Below are 19,168 nucleotides of genomic sequence, written 5' to 3'. Positions count from 1 at the left end.
CGTGTGCAACAAGCAAGCCGGCAACTGATACCATGATGCGAGCCCACCACCGACAAGATCGAGCCCGTGATGAACCGACCCTGGAGCCCCGACAGCTGGCGCGCTTTGCCGATCCAGCAGCAACCTGTCTATCCTGATGCCGCGCACCTGCTCAAGGTGGAGCAGACCCTGGCAAGCTATCCGCCGCTCGTGTTTGCCGGTGAAGCCCGCGAACTGCGTCGCCAGTTTGCCGAGGTGACCCAGGGCCGGGCTTTTCTGCTGCAAGGCGGCGATTGCGCAGAGAGCTTTGCCGAGTTTTCGGCGGCCAAGATTCGTGACACCTTCAAGGTGCTGCTGCAGATGGCCATCGTCATGACCTTTGCCGCCGGCTGCCCGGTCGTCAAGGTCGGACGCATGGCCGGGCAGTTCGCCAAGCCGCGCTCGTCGGGTGACGAAACGCTCGACGGCGTGACCTTGCCCGCCTATCGCGGCGACATCGTCAACGGCATCGGTTTCGACGAGAAAAGCCGCGTGCCGGACCCGGAGCGCCTGCTGCAGGCGTACCATCAGGCCACCGCCAGTCTCAACCTGTTGCGCGCCTTCGCCCAGGGGGGGTTCGCCGACCTGCATCAGGTGCACCAGTGGAACCTGGACTTCATCGCCAACTCCGCCCTGGCCGAAAAGTACAGCCAACTGGCCGATCGTATCGACGAGACGTTGGCGTTCATGCGCGCCTGCGGCCTGGACAGCGCGCCGCAACTGCGCGAGACCAGCTTCTTCACCGCACACGAAGCCTTGCTGCTGAACTATGAAGAAGCCTTCGTGCGCCGTGACAGCCTGACCGGTGACTACTATGACTGCTCGGCGCACATGCTCTGGATCGGCGATCGCACCCGTCAGCTCGATGGGGCGCACGTCGAGTTCCTGCGCGGAGTGCACAATCCCATCGGGGTCAAGGTGGGGCCTAGCATGAACCCCGAGGACCTGACCCGCCTGATCGACGTACTCAATCCACACAACGACCCGGGCCGTCTCAACCTGATCGTGCGCATGGGCGCAGGCAAGGTCGGCGACCATCTGCCCGGGCTGATCCGCGGTGTCGAGCGCGAGGGGCGGCACGTGCTATGGAGTTCGGACCCCATGCACGGCAATACCATCAAGGCCAGCAGCGGCTACAAGACCCGCGATTTCGCGCAGATCCTCAGCGAGGTCAAGCAGTTCTTCCAGGTGCACCAGGCCGAGGGCACTCATGCGGGGGGCATCCATATCGAGATGACCGGTCAGAACGTCACCGAGTGCATCGGCGGCGCTCGCCCAATCACCGAAGATAGCCTGTCGGACCGTTATCACACCCATTGCGACCCGCGCATGAATGCCGACCAGTCATTGGAACTGGCTTTCCTGATCGCGGAAACCTTGAAACAGGCGCGCGCCTGAGCGCAGGGGCCTCAAAGCTCCAGCGCGAGCATCACCGCACAGACCACGAGGAAACCGCAGAACAACGAACGCAACAGTTTCTCCGGTAGGGCGTGAGCCAGTTTCACGCCCCAACTGATGCTCAGCAGCCCGCCCACGGCCAGGGGCAAGCCGATCTGCCAGTCGACGCTCCGGTGCAGACCATAGGTCACCAGGGTAACCAGGGTGCTCGGCGCGGCGAGGGCCAGGGACAGACCCTGCGCGACCACCTGGGTGGTGCCGAAAAGACTGGTCAGCACGGGCGTAGCCACCACGGCCCCGCCTACGCCGAACAGACCACCCATGGTACCGGCGACGCTACCCAGTACGCCCAACCAAGGCCATGAATAGCGCAGCTCGCTGCTCGGCGGCGCCGAACGCATGAACATCCGCGCCAGGTTCCAGGTAGACAGCGCCACCAGAAAGACCACGAAGCCGACGCGCATGCTGTGCGCATCCAGGCCTACCGCCCAAATGGAGCCGAACCAGGCAAAGACGAAACTGCACAATGACAGCGGCAACGCATGGCGCAGTTCGATACGGTTGCGCTGGTGATAACGCCACAAGGCCAACAGCACGTTTGGCACGACCATCACCAGTGCCGTGCCCTGGGCCAGCTGCTGATCCAGACCGAACAGCACGCCCAGCGCCGGAATGGCGATCAGCCCTCCGCCAATGCCGAACACGCCACCCACCGTACCCAGCACCGCGCCCAATCCGAGATACATCACCCACTCGATCATCAGCGTCTCATCCGCTTGGTCATTGGGCGCCATCCTAACCATTCGCGGCTGGCACGGAAACGCATAGCAACGCACAATGGCTGTGCGTAGTTCGCACAAGCAGGTAGCCATGCATCCCGACGCCCTTACCGATCAATTGAATCTTTACCTGGATGTCCTGGAGACGGGCAGCTTCTCCGCCGCAGCTCGTCGCCATCCACTGACCCCTTCGGCCGTTGCCAGGCGCATCGACAACCTCGAACGCGCGATCGGCAGCCGGCTCTTCGTGCGCAGCACTCATGCGGTGCGCGCCACGCCTGCGGGCCAGGCATTCGCGGAACGCGCAAGGCGCATTGTCGAAGAGCTGCGTCTGGCGCGCGCAGAAGCCGTTTCCTTGAGCAGCGCGCCTGAAGGCCTCATCCGGATCGACGCCCCCGCAGCCTTCGGTCGCCGCCATCTCGCACCTGCCATTGCCGACTTCCTGGTCGCCTACCCGGGCCTGGACGTCCAGTTGCGCCTGATCGACAGCTTCGTCGATCTTCACGGCAGCCATCTGGGCGAAGTGGATCTGGTCCTGCGTGCCGGCCCTTTGGCCGATACGCGCCTGGTCGCGATACCGCTTGCCTACATGGTGCGTATCGCCTGCGCCAGCCCTGCTTATCTGGCGCGCCGTGGAGTGCCTGCCGATCCGAGCGAGCTGCCCGATCACGATGGCCTGGACTGGGATGGCCTGGCGCCCCCCTTCGCCTGGCGCTTTACGGTGAAAGGCCAGACACGCCTGCATCGCCCGTCGCGCATGCGCATGACCGCCAACAATGCCGAGACGTTGCTGTTCGGGGCGCTAGCCGGCCTTGGCATCGCCCATTTACCCAGCTGGCTGGTCAGCGACTACCTGCTGCGTGGCGAATTGCTGCCGCTTTTCTGTGAGAACGGCCTGCCCGAAGCTGAAACCAGCGGAATCTATGCATTACGTTTGGAACATGAAACGAACTCTCGGAGCCGCTTGCTGCTCGAATTTCTCAAGAGCCGCTTCAGTCCTGTGCCCCCTTGGGACCTGGCACTGCGCAGCGAGCTGCGTTGGTAGAGAACGTGCTAATGGATAGCGCGCTGGATGTCCACTCTGAGAGATTCCAAGGACCTGCATGAACGCCGACACTCAAGCCCCCCATGACGAGCTGCTGCTGGACAATCAGGTCTGCTTTGCCTTGCATTCGACTTCATTGCTGATGACCAAGGTTTACAAGCCGCTGCTCCAGGCCCTGGGCCTCACTTACCCGCAGTACCTGGCGATGCTGGTGCTCTGGGAAGAGGACGGCCTGACCGTCGGGGAGATAAGCCAGCGCCTGCTCACCGACCCCGGTTCCCTCACGCCGCTGCTCAAGCGGCTGGAGAGCGAAGGATTGCTCAAGCGTACCCGTAGCCGAGAAGACGAACGCGTGGTGTTGGTCCAGCTGACCGACAAGGGCCGCGACCTGCACGTCGAGGCCAGGCAAGTACCGCAGTCCATCCTGGCGGCGAGCGGCCTGAGCGAGCAACAGCTGCATAAATTACAGACGGATCTGCTGGTGTTGCGGGCGAGCCTGCAAAAAAACCTGTGAGCACTGCCCTGGCCTAGGGTCCGCGACCTGTCATCGCGCCAAGCATTGGCCTGCCGCTGGCGCCTGGGCATCCAGATTTTGCGCAAGGCACAAAAAACCCGGCATAAGCCGGGTTTTTGGACTCACAAGAAGATTACTTCTTGGAGCGACCCTTGAACGAACCGTCACGGGTGTCGATGTCGATCATTTCATCGATCTCGATGAAGTCGGCAACCTGAATCTCGGTACCGTTGCTCAGCTTGGCTGGCTTCATGACCTTGCCCGAGGTATCGCCACGCGCGGAATTCTCGGTGTAGGTAACCTTGCGGCTGATGGTGGTCGGCAGCTCGACCGATACCAGGCGATCTTCGAAGAACACGGCTTCGCAGACGTCGGTCATGCCTTCCTCGATGTAAGGCAGAACGGCTTCGATGTCCTCGGCGTTCAGCTCGTACATGGTGTAGTCGGTAGTGTCCATGAAGGTGTAGGAATCACCGCTGATGAACGACAGGGTGGCTTCCTTGCGATCGAGGATCACGTCATCCAGCTTGTCGTCCGCGCCGTAGACGGTCTCGGTCTTGTAGCCGGTCAGCAGGTTCTTCAGCTTGGTCTTCATGATCGCGCTGTTACGGCCCGACTTGGTGAATTCAGCTTTCTGAACCAGCCACGGGTCATTGTCGATCCGCAGTACGGTACCGGGTTTGAGTTCTTTACCAGTTTTCATTGCAAAGTATCCGAATCTGGATGGATTTATAGAAATCGAGGCCGCGTATCATAGCCAATTTCGGTAAAACTGTACCAGTGTCGTGGCAAGGTCCGGTCGAGCGGCCTGCTCGGCGCACCAGCGACGGGCGTGCTGCCGCAACTCCTCCCAATGCAGCATCGCCTCGTTCCATGCGCGAGCCATGTCCTGATCCTTGTTCCACGCCCGCCAAAGTCCGACCAGCGCCTGTCCCGCCTGCTCCGACAGGCCTTGTCGATAAAGCGCCAGGAAGGCGTCGAGCTTTTCCCAATGCGCGTTTTCATCCTGCACGTAGATATGCCAAAGCATTGGCTGACCCGCCCACTGGGCACGCACGAACGAATCCTCTCCGCGCACGGCATTGAAATCACAGCTCCAGAGCAACCGGTCGTAGTCATCCTGGCTGACGAAAGGCAGGACCTGGACCGTTACCCCACTCTTGCGCCGAACATCTCCCACAGCGAGCGGCTGCCCGCCCAACCAAGCCTGGACATCGCCGAGGATCCGCCCCTCCGGCACCAGCAGATGAACGGACGAGCCTGGCATGGCCAGGGCATCGAGCCAAGATGCCAGGCGGGTGTTCTCGTAGGCGAACAGCGAGACCAATCGCGCCCCCGGCTGCGCCTGCACGCCGAGCGCCTGGAGAAAGCGCGCGCGTGCCGTCGGGTCGGCCTGGAAAGCGTCGCGACGCTCCAGCAGGCCGTTTTCGCGCAGGAGCCCGCCAGTTCGGTCGGTGAACCCTGGAAAGAAGAACACCTTGCGCAACCCGCCGGGCTGCGGCGAAGGCAAACCATGACAGCCTTCGACCCAATCCTCCGCGCTCAGGTAGTCCAGGTTCAACCATAATGCGGGATGAGCCCGTTGCCGAAGGGCGTCGACGTAGCCTGTCGGCAGCTGGCAAGCGAACGCCCCGATCACCACGTCGGCCGGCACCGTCGCCTGCCAAGGCTGCGGCCATTGCCGCACTTCGACCCCTTGCTGCCATTGCTGCGCAGCCGTGGGATCCGCTGCCGGACACAAGCGCACGAAGGCCGACAGGTCGTCCACCCACAAGCGCGCGGCAATGCCATGCTCGGCCACCAGCTGACGAGCCAGGCGCCAGGTCACGCCGATGTCGCCATAATTGTCGACGACCGTGCAAAAGATGTCCCAGGTGGCTTTCATGCGCGTTCCCCTCACCGGGCGAAAAACTGCAGATTCTGCGGATAAATACGCACGGACAAAAGCGCCGGGGCTGAAATTTCCTTCCCGCGCCGTGCGACAATGGCACCCTGCCCGTCCAGCCAGGAGGCCCCCATGCATCGACACCGCGAACTCAAGATCACCCTCAAGTCGCTGCCGCTGATCCTTAGCGTGGCGGCGGGCCTGTGGCTCGGCGCCCTGGCCATTGCCTTCAGCCTGTGGCTCGCCTTGCGCATGTGGCCGGAGCAGGTGCTGCCGGTGACCCGATCGATCGCCCCCTCCGCTGCCACCGCACGCCCCGATTCCGCCGCACCCGCCCTGCCGGGGCAGGAAGAAATGTTCGAGCGCTACAAGGAAATCCTGGATCAGCAACAAGCCGAGCAGGCCGCGGCAGCGGCCGAAGGTGGCCCGCGTCATCTGGATAACCCACGCTGTCAGTTCTGGCTGCAGCAACATCGTACCGCTCCGACCGACAAGAGCCAGGCCAACGTCCTGCAGTTTTGCTATCGCCCATGACCAAGACCGATCTGCTGCACCGCATCTGCATCACCCTCGAACATGACCTCGATGTGTCGCGCCGCGCGGCCCAGGTCGCGTACGAGACGGCGACCGCCGAAGAGAATGTGGCCGAGAACAAGTACGACACGCTCAGCCTGGAGGCTTCCTATCTGGCTACCGGGCAGGCGCGTCGCACCGCCGAGATTCGCCAGGCGCTATTGGCTTTCCAGCAGCTCCTGCTGCGTGACTACGACCCTGCCAAGGGTATCCAGGTCAGCAACCTGGTGACACTGGAAGATGAGCACGGCGCTCGGCAGGTGCTGTTCATCGGTCCTGAAGGCGCGGGGTTGAAGATTGGGGACAAGGATCGACAGGTCACCGTGATCACTCCCCGTTCGCCATTGGGGCGACAGTTGCTGGGGAAGTTCGTCGACGATGAGGTGGAATGGGTGCTGGCGGGGGTGAGGCAGGTGCGGGTCGTGATAGAAGTGGCTTGACGCGCGAGCCGTGGTCGCGTGGAACGTTACGGAGTATGCCCACGCCGGACCCGAGGCTGGCGGTGATGCCATGCGCACTCCCGGTAGCAGATTACCCAAAGCCCGCAAACGCGCCGCATCCCTGTGGGAGCGGGTTTACCCGCGAAGTAGGCGCTGCGGTTTATGGCACCGGCTTCGCCGGTGTTCGCGGGCAAACCCGCCTCCACAGGGATGCGGCGCGCTTGCGGGCTGGGTGATCTGCTACCAGCGATCGCGCATGGCGATGGGACTGCGCGTCAGCCGCGCAGACCCCCGGAGCTAAATGCCTCCGGGGGCTGCAAGACGTCAGGCCACCTTCATCGTTCGATGCGTATCGATCAGGTGCTGCACCACGCTCGGGTCGGCCAGGGTCGAGATATCCCCCAGGGCGTCATACTCACCCGTGGCAATCTTGCGCAGGATGCGACGCATGATCTTGCCTGAGCGGGTCTTGGGCAGGCCTGGCGCCCACTGGATGACGTCAGGCGAGGCGATCGGGCCGATCTCCTTGCGTACCCAGTTCCTCAGCTCGAGACGCAGCGCTTCGCTCGGCTCTTCGCCAACATTGAGGGTGACATAGACGTAGATGCCCTGCCCCTTGAGATCATGCGGCACACCGACCACGGCGGCTTCGGCGACCTTAGGGTGGGCAACCATGGCACTTTCGATCTCGGCGGTGCCCATGCGGTGGCCGGAGACGTTCAGTACGTCGTCGACCCGCCCGGTGATCCAGTAGTAGCCATCTTCGTCGCGGCGAGCACCGTCGCCCGTGAAATACATGCCGCGGAAAGTCTTGAAGTAGGTGTCGACGAAGCGGTCGTGGTCGCCATACAGCGAGCGCGACTGGCCAGGCCAGGAATCGAGAATCACCAGGTTGCCTTCAGCCGCGCCATCGATCAGGTTGCCCAGGTTGTCCACCAGCGCCGGCACCACGCCGAAGAACGGACGCGTCGCCGAGCCCGGCTTGAGGGCAGTGGCCCCCGGCAACGGGCTGATAAGGATGCCGCCGGTCTCGGTCTGCCACCAGGTGTCGACGATCGGGCAGCGCTCCTTGCCGACGGCCTGGTGATACCAGTTCCACGCTTCCGGATTGATCGGCTCGCCCACCGAACCGAGCAGACGCAGGCTGGAGCCGTCCGCGCCGGCGACCGCGGCCTGACCTTCGGCCATCATGGCGCGAATGGCGGTTGGCGCGGTGTAGAGAATGTTCACCTTGTGCTTGTCGATGATCTTCGACACGCGGGTGATGTCGGGATAGTTCGGCACGCCTTCGAACAGCAAGGTGGTGGCACCGTTGGCCAACGGACCATAGACGATATAGCTGTGCCCCGTGACCCAACCGACGTCGGCGGTGCACCAGTAGACATCTCCGGGACGATAGTCGAAGACACGCTCATGGGTCAGGGCCGCGTACAGCAGGTAACCCCCGGAAGTATGCAGTACGCCCTTGGGCTTGCCGGTGGAACCGGAAGTGTAGAGGATGAACAGCGCTTCCTCGGCGCCCATTTCCTTCGGCGCGCAGTGGCTGGAGGCGACCTTCATCAGGTCTTCGTACCAGATGTCGCGATGCTGGTGCCAGGCGATCTCGCCGCCGGTGCGCTTGCACACGATGATCTTCTGCACGCTGCTGGTTTCAGGGTTGGTCAGGGCCAGGTCGACATTGGCCTTGAGCGCCGTGCGACGGCCGCCGCGCAGCCCCTCGTCGGCGGTGATCACCACCTTGGAGGCGCAATCGATGATGCGACCCGCCAGTGCCTCGGGCGAGAAGCCGCCAAACACGACCGAGTGGATCGCGCCGATGCGTGCGCAGGCCAGCATGGCCACCACGGCCTCGGGGATCATTGGCATGTAGATGGTCACTACGTCACCGCGGTGCACGTCCTGGCCACGCAGAGCGTTGGCGAACTTGCACACTTGCTCGTGCAATTCGCGGTAGGTGATGTTGCGGTGTTCCGAAGGGTCGTCGCCTTCCCAGATGATCGCCAACTGATCGCCGCGCTCTTCGAGGTGACGGTCCAGGCAGTTGTAGGAAACGTTCAGAGTACCGTCGGCGAACCACTTGATGTCCACGTGATGGTCATCGAAGGAAGTCTGCTTGACCTTGGTGAAGGGTTTGATCCAGTCGAGGCGCTGGGCCTGCTCGCGCCAGAACCCGTCGGGGTTGATCACCGATTGCTGATACATGGCCTTGTAGGTGGCCTCGTCGGTCAGGGTATTGGCCGCAACTTCGGGACGAACGGGATACAGTGGAGCCGCACTCATCTGTGTTACCTCGGTGAAATAGTTGTTTTTGTATGGGACCGTTTGTAACTGTACCAGGGCGCCGAAGGCCATTCGACGTTGGTAGTACCAGAACCGTCCTTTACGCCCAAGCCCGACAGGAACCGTTCTGGACCGTGTGCCGCAAGGGGCGAGGCAGGGCAGCGATTGTCAGGACAGGAGGATTGTTACAAGTTTTGTCAAAAGTTGAAAAAACCTTATCAGAATGACCTCTTTTTCAACCTCGGGACGAGGCATAAAATTCGTCTCGCCAGCTAAGGCACAGTAATTAACTTTGATGACAGCCCCACGAAGGCCTGTTGATTCTGTATCAGCTGACTTATTCAAACTTAGATGTACACGCGGCACCTCAGGTGTCGCGCGCCCCTTCTCGACCTCGAACAGGTAAATTGAAAATGAAAGCGTTACTGGTACTGGTACTGGGTGGTCTTTGCAGCTCGGCGATGGCCGCGGAAGTTGCACAGGACGCCGAGCAGATTCCGGTTGAACAGTATAGTTATTCGCAGCACCTGGATATTGCGCGAGTCATTTCCATGGAAGAAGTCCCCGATGTCTGCGAAGTCGTGCCGGCCCACATGACCTACGAAGACTCCAAGGGCCAGAAGCACACCCTCGAATACCGGGTAATGGGCAACGGCTGCTCCAACGGCTGATCCCAAGCAGGCTCGACGCGCCTTGCCGACCTTCCGCGAGGCGCGCAGCGCTAAAGTTGCCGGTTGTCATTGCCAGATAAAATAGCTGAAAGTTGCCGGCGTGCGCGCCCTTAGAGAACGCACAGCCTCGCTTTGTTATTCTGCCGATTTGTTCAGCGTGTAATCGCGCAACTTGTTGGCAATGGTCGTATGGGAAACGCCCAGGCGTTTTCCCAAGGCACGGCTACTTGGATAGTCGCCCATCAAGTTTTCGAGTACCGCTTTTTCAAAGCGGCCCACGATCGTTGCCAAATCGCCTTCCAGCGAGAAATCACCCAAGGGTTTTCGTATCCCATAATCGGGCAGGCGAATATGATCGCTCTTGACGATCCCGCCCTCGCACAGCGATACCGCCTGAAACAATACGTTCTCCAATTGCCTTACATTACCCGGCCAGTGATATTGGCTGAGTTTTTCCATGGCCGCCGAGGCCAACTTCGGCAACGCACAGCCGATCTGCCGACTGGCCTGGTCGAGGAAATGCTCGACCAGCCCCGCCAGGCCATCCATGCACTCGCGCAGTGGCGGAATGTGCAGGGACAGGACATTGAGGCGGTGGTACAGATCCTGACGAAATTCGCCGCGGGCGCACAGTTCCGAGAGATCGACCTGGGTCGCACAGATCACCCGGACATCCAGATAGACCTCTTCGTCGCTGCCGACCCGGCGGAAGCAGCCATCCTGCAGAAAGCGCAGCAACTTGACCTGCAGGCGCGGGCTCATCTCATCGACGCCATCGAGAAACAGCGAGCCACCTGCTGTCAGCTCCAGCAGCCCCAACTTGCCCTCGGCCCGCGCGCCCTCGAAGGCGCCGGGACCATAGCCGAACAGTTCGGTCTCGGCCATCGACTCCGGCAGGCCGGCACAATTGAGCGCCATCAGCGGCGACTGACCGCGCGGGCTGGCCAAGTGACAGGCACGGGCCAACAGCTCCTTGCCGGTGCCGGTCTCGCCTTCGATCAGCAGCGGTGCATCCAGTGGCGCCATGCGTCGCGCCTCACGCACCACCGCGGCCATGACGCGCGAGCTTTGGAAGATGCTGTCGAAGCCGCGCAGTTCCTGCTTGCGCACGTTGTAGATGCGCTCACCGATGCGATCGGCCCGATGCAGGGTCAACACGGCCCCCGCCAGCGCCTCGCTGTCATCGTGCTCGGACTGCAGCGGCGCGATATCAGCCAGGAACACATCGCCTCTGACCTTTACTCGCAGCCCATTGATGCGCGACTGGTTGGCCCGTACCAGCTCGGGCAGGTCGAAATCTTCCGCATAGCGTGACAGCGGGATACCGGGCACCTCGTCGACTCGCACGCCGAGCAGCTGCGCCGCAGCGCGGTTGGCCGCCACGATCGAACCGCCCATGTCGATGGACAGCACAGGGAAATCCAGCGCTCCCAACAGGGCATTGAGTTCCATGTGCCGACGCTCGCTGGGCATCAATCCCACGCGCTTGACGCCAAAGACCCCGGTGATGGATTCGAACCGGGGTCTGAGGGCCTGGAACTGCAGGTTGATGAGGTTCGGGCAATGCAGGTAGATAGCATTGCCATGCTCCCCGCCGACTTCGCCTCGCGCCACGTTGATACCGTATTCGACCAGCAGGTTAAGGATGTCACGCAGGATGCCAATGCGGTTCTGGCAATGCACTTTGATGCGCATGAAGAGCTCTCGAATCAGGGAGGGACGCCGTTTTCTGCGTCACCATCAGAAAAATCGTAAAGAAAAAATGCCAAACCTAGCCAAATTCAGGGCCAAAGCCGCTTGATTTTCCGCCAACCCTTCAGGATTGTAAAATTATCTTTACGAAAACGGCTTGATCGATGTGTTTCCTCTGGCCACCTGCCCAACAAAAAACTTGGGGAAAGGTTATTACTAGGTCATGTCGTGACCTCATAACAATAAAAGCCCTCACCAGGAGAGCCACATGAAACAGACGCAATACGTGGCGCGCGAGCCCGATGCGAACGGTTTTATCGACTATTCCCCGTCCGAGCACGCGGTATGGAAGACGCTGATCACGCGCCAGATGAAGCTGCTCGAGGGCCGTGCCTGCCAAGAGTACCTGGACGGCGTGGAGCAGCTCGCGCTGCCGAGCGAACGAATTCCGCAGCTAGGCGAAATCAACAAGGTATTGGGCGCAACCACCGGTTGGCAGGTTGCCCGTGTACCCGCGCTCATTCCCTTCCAGACCTTTTTCGAGCTCCTTGCCAGCAAGCGCTTTCCGGTGGCTACGTTCATTCGGACCCCTGAAGAGCTGGACTACCTGCAAGAGCCCGATATCTTTCATGAGGTCTTTGGCCACTGCCCCTTGCTGACCAATCCATGGTTCGCCGAATTCACTCATATCTATGGACGGCTCGGCCTCAAGGCCACCAAGGAAGAGCGCGTCTACCTGGCGCGCCTGTACTGGATGACCATCGAGTTCGGCTTGATGGACACTGCGCAGGGCATGAGAATCTACGGAGGCGGCATCCTGTCCTCACCGAAGGAGACGGTATACAGCCTGTCCGACGAACCCGAGCGTGTGGCGTTCGACCCCGTGGAGGCCATGCGCACGCCGTACCGTATCGATATCCTGCAGCCGGTCTACTTTGTCCTGCCTGAGCTCAAGCGTCTGTTCGACCTGGCCCATGAGGACATCATGGCCATGGTGCACCAGGCCATGCGACTGGGACTGCACGCGCCGAAGTTTCCACCCAAGGTAGCCGCCTGAGCCGCCTTGCACGACCTGACAACGATAATGATGGAATCGCCCATGAATGCCCTGAATCAAGCCCATTGCGAAGCCTGCCACGCCGATGCTCCGAAAGTCTCCGATGAAGAACTGGCGCAGTTGATCCGCCAGATCCCCGAATGGAGCCCGATGGTCCGTGACGGTGTCATGCAACTGGAACGGGTCTTTCTGTTCAAGAACTTCAAGCATGCTCTGGCGTTCACCAATGCCGTGGGCGTGATCGCCGAGGCCGAAGGTCACCACCCGGGCCTGCTGACAGAATGGGGCAAGGTCACCGTGACCTGGTGGAGCCACTCGATCAAGGGCCTGCACCGCAACGACTTCATCATGGCGGCGCGCACCGACGAAGTGGCCGAGACGGCCGAAGGACGCAAGTAATACCCCTTACCCGTACAGGAGGCCACGTCTCCTGTACGGCAGCGTTCGAGCAGAAGCCTCTGCGCCTTGGCTGCCACGCCTGCCCTGCCCTCGGCGACTCCAGCTTGCGAGGGAGATCTGCCGATAATCGCCCATCTCCCGCCCAGCGATCCGCAAAAAATTAATACTGTCACGCGGACTGCTGTATCCTGCCCCGGCTTTTCGAAGCCACACGCGCCTCGGCGCAATCCCGATCTCTCACACTTGCGAGGAACGACGAGATGCACGAAATCCCGAATCTTCCCTTCCCAAGCCTGAACCCCGAAGAGCAATCCGTTGCCACCCATACCGCCGAGCCCTCACAGGCCGTCGAGCAGAATGGCGACGATCCTTCCAGCGCCGACCAGGAATAATCGCGCACACCCTCCGACTGTGTGAAAACGGCTGACCAGCGGGTTACCCCGTCATCGCGTTTTCACACCGTCACGACCACCCTTCCTGATGCACATGCCAAGCCTTCCGCCATACCCGGCGCGTTACAGAGCGCGAGTCTGTGGCCTTACATCTAACGTTGGGCGTACTGCAGAACCACTTCCAAAGGATGACGCAACTTGCGATCAGCCAGGCGCTTGACCTGACTGCGGCATGAGTAACCGGTCGCCAGCGCCTCCCCTTCCTTGTCCAACTTGGTCGCCCAGGACTGTTCGAAGATGGTTCGCGAGGTCACCTGGTGGCGTGCCTCGTGCCCGTAGGTCCCGGACATGCCGCAACATCCGGTCGCCTCGGTTACCAGCGTCAGGCCCAGGCGGGAAAAAACCTGCTCCCATTGCCGGGTACTGGCCGGCACGTTGGTCTTCTCGGTGCAGTGCGCCATCAGACGGAAGTTGCCCACCGCCGCAGCGCTTTGTTCGGGCAATACATCCATCAGCCATTCTTGCGGCAACAAGACCTTGGGGCACTCTTCCAGGCCTGGGACCTTCTGATATTCCTGCCGATAGACCAGGGTCATCGCCGGATCCAGGCCCACCAGCGGCACGCCGCAATCAGCCAAGGCCTTGAGCTGGCTGCCATTGCGAATGGCCGCCTTGGCGAAGGCGCCGAGGAAACCCTGTACGTGCAGGGGCTTGCCGTTGGCGCTGTAAGGCGCGAGGAACACCCGATGCCCAAGGCGATGGGCGAGCTCGATGAACGAGGCCAGCAAGGGCGTTTCGAAGTACCGGGTAAAGGCATCCTGAACCAGGACGATGCTGCGCTCGCGCTGAGCCGGGGTCAGTTCACGCAGAGCAGGCACGCTGGCCACGCCGACCCGGCAGCGGGACAGGGTCGACTGCAGGCTGAAACGACTGATCAGCGGGCTGTCGACCATGCCGATCTTGTCTGCCAACAGCCCACTCACCCATTTCGAACTCATCACTGCGTTGTACAGGCCGGGTGCGTAGGCCAGATAGGGAATGGTGAATTCCAGCGAGCCGATCAAGTAGTCGCGCAATGGACGCTGGTAACGACCGTGGTAGAGCTCGAGAAAGCGCGAACGGAAATCAGGCACGTTGACCTTGATCGGGCATTGCCCCGCGCAGGATTTGCACGCCAGGCAGCCGGCCATGGCGTCGTACACCTCATGGGAGAAATCTTCCTGGCCCTGCCGACGGGCACGGCTGTTGCGCAGGCGCGCGGGCAGGCCCTTGAGCCAGGAAGCCGGTTGCCGCGCGGCGGCCAGCACATCAATGTCGGCCGCGCCCTGCAGGCGTAGCCATTCACGGATGAGCGATGCCCGACCCTTGGGAGAATGCTGACGCTCGCGGGTCGCTTTCCACGACGGGCACATGGCATCGTTGGGATCGTAGTTGTAACAGGCCCCGTTGCCGTTGCAGTGCACGGCACTGCCGAAACTCTGCCAGACACGCTCGTCGATGGTGCGATCGAGATCGCCGCGCAGGGTCGCCTCGTTGACCTTTATCAGGCCCTGCGCGCTGTCCGGCGGCGTGCAGATCTTGCCTGGGTTGAGCTGGTTATGCGGATCGAAGGCACCCTTGAGGCGCTGCAGGGCCGGGTAAAGCTCGCCGAAGTATTCCGGGACGTATTCCGAGCGCAGGCCTTTGCCATGCTCGCCCCAGAGCAGGCCGCCATAGCGCTTGGTCAGCGCCGCCACCGCATCGGAAATCGGCTTGATCAGGGCGGCCTGGGCGGGATCCTTCATGTCCAGCGCCGGGCGAACGTGGAGTACGCCGGCATCGACATGGCCGAACATGCCATAGGCCAGGCCATGGCTGTCGAGCAAGGCGCGGAACTCGGCGATGTAGTCCGCCAGTTGCTCCGGCGGCACGGCGGTATCCTCCACGAACGGCTGTGGGCGCACTTCGCCTTCGACGTTGCCCAGCAACCCCACCGAGCGCTTGCGCATCACATAGACACGCGTGACTGCCTCGGCGCCTTGTGCCAGGGTGTGCCCCAGGCGTTCGACGCTGGTGTCTGTCTGCAAATGAGCGACGAAGGCCTCGACCCGGGCGTTCACCTCCACCGGGTCGTCGCCACAGAATTCCACCAGGTTGATGCCCAGGGTCGGACGCTCGGCATCGGCTGGGAAGTACTCTGCGACGCTGTGCCAGACGATGTCTTTCATCGCCAGCATCAGCACCTTGGAATCCACGGTCTCGATCGACAGCGGCTTGTGCGCCATCAGTGCGTTGGCGTCACGCAGGGCTTCCATGAAACTGCCGTAGCGGACGTTGACCAGCACGGCATATCGCGGGATCGGCAGGACGTTGAGCTTGGCCTCGACCACATAGCCCAGCGAGCCCTCGGCGCCGCACAATACGCTGTTGAGGTTGAAGCGCCCCTGCTCGTCGCGCAGGTGGGCCAGGTCATAACCGGTCAGGCAGCGGTTGAGCTTGGGAAAGGTACTCTCGATCAGCTCGGCCTGGGTTTCCTGGATTTCCCTGGCCATGCGGTAGACCTCGCCGATACGCCCCGACGCCGCGCAAGCCTGCTCCAGCGCCTGGTCATCGAGCGGACGGCTGTGCAGGCGTTCGCCGCCCAGCAGCACGCTGTCGAGCTCGAGCACATGATCACGGGTCTTGCCATAGGTACAACTGCCCTGGCCGCTGGCATCGGTATTGATCATGCCGCCGATCGTGGCGCGGTTGGAGGTCGACAGTTCCGGCGCGAAGAACAGCCCATGGGGTTTGAGGGCCGCGTTGAGCTGGTCCTTGACCACTCCGGCCTGGACGCGCACCCAGCGCTCCTGGACGTTGATCTCAAGGATCTGGTTCATGTGGCGCGACAGGTCGACCACGATGCCATCGGTCAAGGATTGGCCATTGGTCCCGGTACCACCGCCACGAGGCGTGAGCTTGACCTCGCGAAAGCGCGGCTCCGCCATCAACCTGGCGACGCGGGTCACATCGTCGGCATCCATCGGAAACACCGCGGCCTGGGGAAGGCGCTGGTAGATGGAGTTGTCGGTGGCCAGGACCGTACGCGTCGCATAATCAGCGCTGAGCTGACCGCGGAAGCCGCTGGCACGCAGGGCTTCGAGGAATTCTGGGTAACGCGCGTCGGGGGCGCTGGTAGGCAACTGGGCAATCATCGAGGGATGGCCTCTTTATCGGCTGATTCACGGAAATCCTGCCATCCCGGCATGAGTAGATCTTGCAGGGATGACGACTGAGGCAATGCTCCTGTACTTTCAAGCCGGGGGCAAATGGATAATCCTGCCGCTATCGATGACTTTAATGAATGAATTACCGCTACCTGACGCCCTCCATGTCGCTTCTGCTGGCCTTTGAAGCCGCCGCGCGACACGAGAGCTACACACGAGCCGCCGCAGAGCTATCCCTGACCCAGAGCGCCGTGAGCCGTCAAGTCCAGGCACTGGAGCAACAACTGGGACTGACCCTGTTCCGTCGAGAAGGCCGTCAGGTGCAACTGACCGACGTGGGGCGCCTGTACCAGCGCGAACTCAGCGATGCGCTGGGGCGTATCCGCAGCGCCACGCTCCAGGCCCTGGCCTACCAATCAGGCGTCGGCACGTTGCGCCTGGCCACCCTGCCGACCTTCGGCTCGAAATGGTTGCTGCCACGACTGCATGCCTTTTATGCCGCGCACCCCGGGATGCTGGTGCACATACATTCGCGCATCGAATCGATCGATTTCGCCACCAGCGAGATCGACGCGGCCATCGGCGTCGCCTCCGGCGACCTGCCAGGGCTGATCTGCCACCGCCTGCACGCCGAGGAACTGGTGGTCATATTGCCGCCAGAGGCCAGGCAGCACACGCAAGCGTGGACTCCAGCGCGTATCGGCGAGCAGATGTTGCTCAACGTGGCGAACAACCCTCACGCCTGGGGCGAGTGGTTCTCCCATTACCGCCTGCCGCATCGGGGCATGCGCCTGGGGCCGAGCTTCGAGCTGACCTCGCACCTGATCCAGGCGGTACGCGCGGGGATCGGCATCGGCCTGGTGCCGCGCATTCTGGTAGAGGAAGAACTGGCCAATGGCGAGCTGTTCAGCGCCGGGGAGGCGTTCGCCAGCCAGCGTAGCTATTACCTGATCTACCCACCACGCAATGAAGCGCTGCCCTCGTTGCGAGCATTTCGTGGCTGGTTGCTGGAACAGATCTGAAACGGCGAGGGGAAACAGCCCCGCGACGCGGGGCTGGGAGCGAGTGCCATGTCGCGCTTACTTGGCGGCAGATCCCGCGGCAGTGTGATGGTCGGGATCACGTCGACGCTTGAGCTGGTACAGGCCGAACATCACCAGCAGCCAGACCGGAATCGCGTAGACCGATACCTGGATGCCCGGGATCAGCAACATGATGCCTAGGATGAACACCACGAAGGCCAGGCACAGGTAGTTGCCATAGGGATACCACAAGGCCTTGAACAGCGGCTTCTGCCCTGTGCGGTCCAGGTGCTGGCGGAACTTGAGGTGCGAATAGCTGATCATCGCCCAGTTGATGACCAGGGCCGCGACCACCAGGGACATCAGCAGCTCCAGCGCATGCTGTGGCATGAAGTAGTTGAGCAGCACGGCCACCAGCGTCACCGCCGCGGATACCAGTATCGCCCGCACAGGCACACCGCGCTTGTCGATATGCGCAAGACCTGCCGGCGCATCGCCCTGCTCGGCCATGCCGAAGAGCATGCGCGCATTGCAGTAGGTGCCGCTGTTGTAGACCGACAAGGCGGCCGTCAGGACGACGAAGTTCAGCAAGTGCGCGGCCACATCGCTACCCAGCAGGGAAAAGACCTGGACGAACGGGCTACTGCCGTAGCTGCCACCCGCGGCATCGATGCTGGCGACCAGGCTGTCCCACGGCGTCAGCGACAGCAGTACGATCAGCGCCCCCACATAGAAAATCAGGATCCGGTAGATGACCTGATTGATCGCCTTGGGGATCACGGTCCTGGGCTTGTCGGCCTCGGCAGCGGTAAAACCGAGCATTTCCAGGCCGCCGAAGGAGAACATGATGATCGCCAGGGCCATGACCAGCCCGCTGACGCCGTTGGGGAAGAAACCGCCGTGCTCCCACAGGTTGCTGACGGAGGCCTGCGGCCCGCCCGAACCACTGACCAGCAGGTAGCTGCCAAGGCCGATCATGCCGACGATGGCCACGACCTTGATGATCGCGAACCAGAATTCGGTTTCGCCGAACACCTTGACGTTCATCAGGTTGACGGCATTGATCAGGAGGAAGAATGCCGCCGCGGTGACCCAAGTCGGAATCTCCGGCCACCAATAGTGGACGTACTTGCCTACCGCGGACAATTCGGACATCCCGACCAGGATGTACAGGACCCAGCAATTCCAGCCTGACAGGAACCCGGCGAAGCCGCCCCAGTACTTATGGGCGAAGTGGCTGAAGGAGCCGGCGACCGGCTCCTCGACGATCATTTCGCCAAGCTGGCGCATGATCATGAAAGCGATGAAGCCGCAGATGGCGTAACCCAGGATCATCGAAGGACCGGCGCTCTTCATCACGCCGGCCGACCCAAGGAACAATCCGGTGCCGATGGCGCCACCCAAGGCGATCAACTGGATATGGCGATTTTTCAGGCCGCGCTTGAGCTCGCCTGAATGCGAGTTTTGTCCACTCATGAACGATGTCACCTGCTTGTTTTTATCTGTGACGGGATCGGACCCACCGCACTCGTGGCGCAGCGGAATGGCAAGGTGATTACCTTGGATTTCTCGGACCTGTGGCGATTCGGCGGGGCAAGGCCCGTGGCGTATCAGCCGGGAGTCGGCGAGAGTGCGCGGTACGCAAGGGAGTCACAGATAAAACGCGGCGCTCTGTATACCCCTGCAGACGCGCAGGCGTCAACGCGTTGCGTCCTTCGCGAAGAAAAAAACGCAGCGGTCCTGAGGTACTGGCCGGGACAGGCAGGATGATCGGCGTACATTGCGCCTCCAATTGTTGTTATCTGTGCACGCCATCGA

The 19,168-nt window shown here is 61.9% G+C and carries 17 protein-coding genes; 10 read left to right on the top strand and 7 right to left on the bottom strand.

Annotated elements, in window-relative coordinates; all coding sequences use genetic code 11:
• Window positions 1-69: 69 nt before the first annotated feature.
• Complete coding sequence (locus tag G7009_RS25265) at window positions 70-1,416, top strand: class II 3-deoxy-7-phosphoheptulonate synthase (protein WP_181132905.1); 1,347 nt, start codon at window positions 70-72, stop codon at window positions 1,414-1,416.
• An 11-nt stretch (window positions 1,417-1,427) separates the two neighbouring features.
• Here the strand turns inward: G7009_RS25265 and G7009_RS25260 are convergent, their stop codons facing one another.
• Window positions 1,428-2,177: a sulfite exporter TauE/SafE family protein gene (locus G7009_RS25260; RefSeq protein WP_181132903.1), complete on the bottom strand. Its 750-nt coding sequence runs from the start codon at window positions 2,175-2,177 to the stop codon at window positions 1,428-1,430.
• Between the two features lie 109 nt (window positions 2,178-2,286).
• Here G7009_RS25260 and G7009_RS25255 point away from each other — a divergent pair, with 109 nt between their 5' ends.
• Window positions 2,287-3,240, top strand: a complete 954-nt coding sequence (locus tag G7009_RS25255; protein ID WP_181132929.1) for a LysR family transcriptional regulator — start codon at window positions 2,287-2,289, stop codon at window positions 3,238-3,240.
• 58 nt (window positions 3,241-3,298) lie between these two features.
• On the top strand, window positions 3,299-3,754 hold the full coding sequence (locus G7009_RS25250) for a MarR family winged helix-turn-helix transcriptional regulator (protein ID WP_181132900.1): 456 nt from the start codon (window positions 3,299-3,301) through the stop codon (window positions 3,752-3,754).
• Window positions 3,755-3,887: 133 nt separating this feature from the next.
• Here the strand turns inward: G7009_RS25250 and efp are convergent, their stop codons facing one another.
• Both efp and earP read right to left on the bottom strand, forming a co-directional pair.
• Window positions 3,888-4,457, bottom strand: coding sequence for an elongation factor P (gene efp / locus G7009_RS25245; protein WP_181132897.1), 570 nt, complete (start codon window positions 4,455-4,457; stop codon window positions 3,888-3,890).
• 48 nt (window positions 4,458-4,505) lie between these two features.
• Window positions 4,506-5,639 (bottom strand): elongation factor P maturation arginine rhamnosyltransferase EarP, encoded by a 1,134-nt coding sequence (gene earP / locus G7009_RS25240; protein WP_181132895.1) that lies wholly within the window; start codon window positions 5,637-5,639, stop codon window positions 4,506-4,508.
• A gap of 132 nt (window positions 5,640-5,771) precedes the next feature.
• On the opposite strand from earP, the gene G7009_RS25235 reads away from it, so the two are divergent.
• Both G7009_RS25235 and G7009_RS25230 read left to right on the top strand, forming a co-directional pair.
• The gene (locus tag G7009_RS25235) at window positions 5,772-6,173 is read left to right on the top strand and encodes a hypothetical protein (protein WP_181132892.1); all 402 of its coding nucleotides are present in this window, start codon (window positions 5,772-5,774) and stop codon (window positions 6,171-6,173) included.
• Window positions 6,170-6,652 (top strand): GreA/GreB family elongation factor, encoded by a 483-nt coding sequence (locus G7009_RS25230; RefSeq protein ID WP_181132890.1) that lies wholly within the window; start codon window positions 6,170-6,172, stop codon window positions 6,650-6,652. Before G7009_RS25235 ends, G7009_RS25230 begins: the two co-directional genes overlap by 4 nt.
• Window positions 6,653-6,976: 324 nt before the next feature.
• Here G7009_RS25230 and acs read toward each other — a convergent pair whose 3' ends face one another.
• Window positions 6,977-8,932: an acetate--CoA ligase gene (acs, locus tag G7009_RS25225; protein ID WP_181132887.1), complete on the bottom strand. Its 1,956-nt coding sequence runs from the start codon at window positions 8,930-8,932 to the stop codon at window positions 6,977-6,979.
• A 413-nt stretch (window positions 8,933-9,345) separates the two neighbouring features.
• On the opposite strand from acs, the gene G7009_RS25220 reads away from it, so the two are divergent.
• The gene (locus tag G7009_RS25220) at window positions 9,346-9,603 is read left to right on the top strand and encodes a DUF2790 domain-containing protein (RefSeq protein WP_181132884.1); all 258 of its coding nucleotides are present in this window, start codon (window positions 9,346-9,348) and stop codon (window positions 9,601-9,603) included.
• Window positions 9,604-9,738: 135 nt separating this feature from the next.
• Here the strand turns inward: G7009_RS25220 and G7009_RS25215 are convergent, their stop codons facing one another.
• Complete coding sequence (locus G7009_RS25215) at window positions 9,739-11,298, bottom strand: sigma-54-dependent transcriptional regulator (RefSeq protein WP_181132883.1); 1,560 nt, start codon at window positions 11,296-11,298, stop codon at window positions 9,739-9,741.
• 265 nt (window positions 11,299-11,563) lie between these two features.
• Here G7009_RS25215 and phhA point away from each other — a divergent pair, with 265 nt between their 5' ends.
• From phhA to G7009_RS27920, 3 genes are all read left to right on the top strand, one after another.
• Window positions 11,564-12,352, top strand: a complete 789-nt coding sequence (gene phhA / locus G7009_RS25210; protein ID WP_181132880.1) for a phenylalanine 4-monooxygenase — start codon at window positions 11,564-11,566, stop codon at window positions 12,350-12,352.
• Window positions 12,353-12,394: 42 nt separating this feature from the next.
• On the top strand, window positions 12,395-12,751 hold the full coding sequence (locus G7009_RS25205; RefSeq protein ID WP_181132878.1) for a 4a-hydroxytetrahydrobiopterin dehydratase: 357 nt from the start codon (window positions 12,395-12,397) through the stop codon (window positions 12,749-12,751).
• A 260-nt stretch (window positions 12,752-13,011) separates the two neighbouring features.
• Window positions 13,012-13,143 carry a hypothetical protein gene (locus G7009_RS27920; protein ID WP_258198049.1) on the top strand — a complete coding sequence of 44 codons (132 nt, stop codon included), beginning with the start codon at window positions 13,012-13,014 and terminating at the stop codon, window positions 13,141-13,143.
• Between the two features lie 152 nt (window positions 13,144-13,295).
• Here G7009_RS27920 and ydiJ read toward each other — a convergent pair whose 3' ends face one another.
• Entirely contained in the window at window positions 13,296-16,316 is a 3,021-nt protein-coding gene (gene ydiJ, locus G7009_RS25200; RefSeq protein ID WP_181132875.1) for a D-2-hydroxyglutarate dehydrogenase YdiJ, read from the bottom strand.
• A 149-nt stretch (window positions 16,317-16,465) separates the two neighbouring features.
• Here ydiJ and G7009_RS25195 point away from each other — a divergent pair, with 149 nt between their 5' ends.
• Window positions 16,466-17,350 carry a LysR substrate-binding domain-containing protein gene (locus G7009_RS25195; RefSeq protein ID WP_181132874.1) on the top strand — a complete coding sequence of 295 codons (885 nt, stop codon included), beginning with the start codon at window positions 16,466-16,468 and terminating at the stop codon, window positions 17,348-17,350.
• 57 nt (window positions 17,351-17,407) lie between these two features.
• On the opposite strand, the gene G7009_RS25190 is transcribed toward G7009_RS25195, so the two are convergent.
• Entirely contained in the window at window positions 17,408-18,826 is a 1,419-nt protein-coding gene (locus G7009_RS25190; RefSeq protein WP_181132871.1) for an amino acid permease, read from the bottom strand.
• Window positions 18,827-19,168 lie beyond the last annotated feature (342 nt).

Origin of the sequence: Pseudomonas capeferrum (genome assembly GCF_013523055.1) — a bacterium.
GTDB lineage: Bacteria > Pseudomonadota > Gammaproteobacteria > Pseudomonadales > Pseudomonadaceae > Aquipseudomonas > Aquipseudomonas capeferrum_A.
Note: the sequence above shows the minus strand (reverse complement) of the source record. Positions and strands in the feature narration are given on the sequence as shown.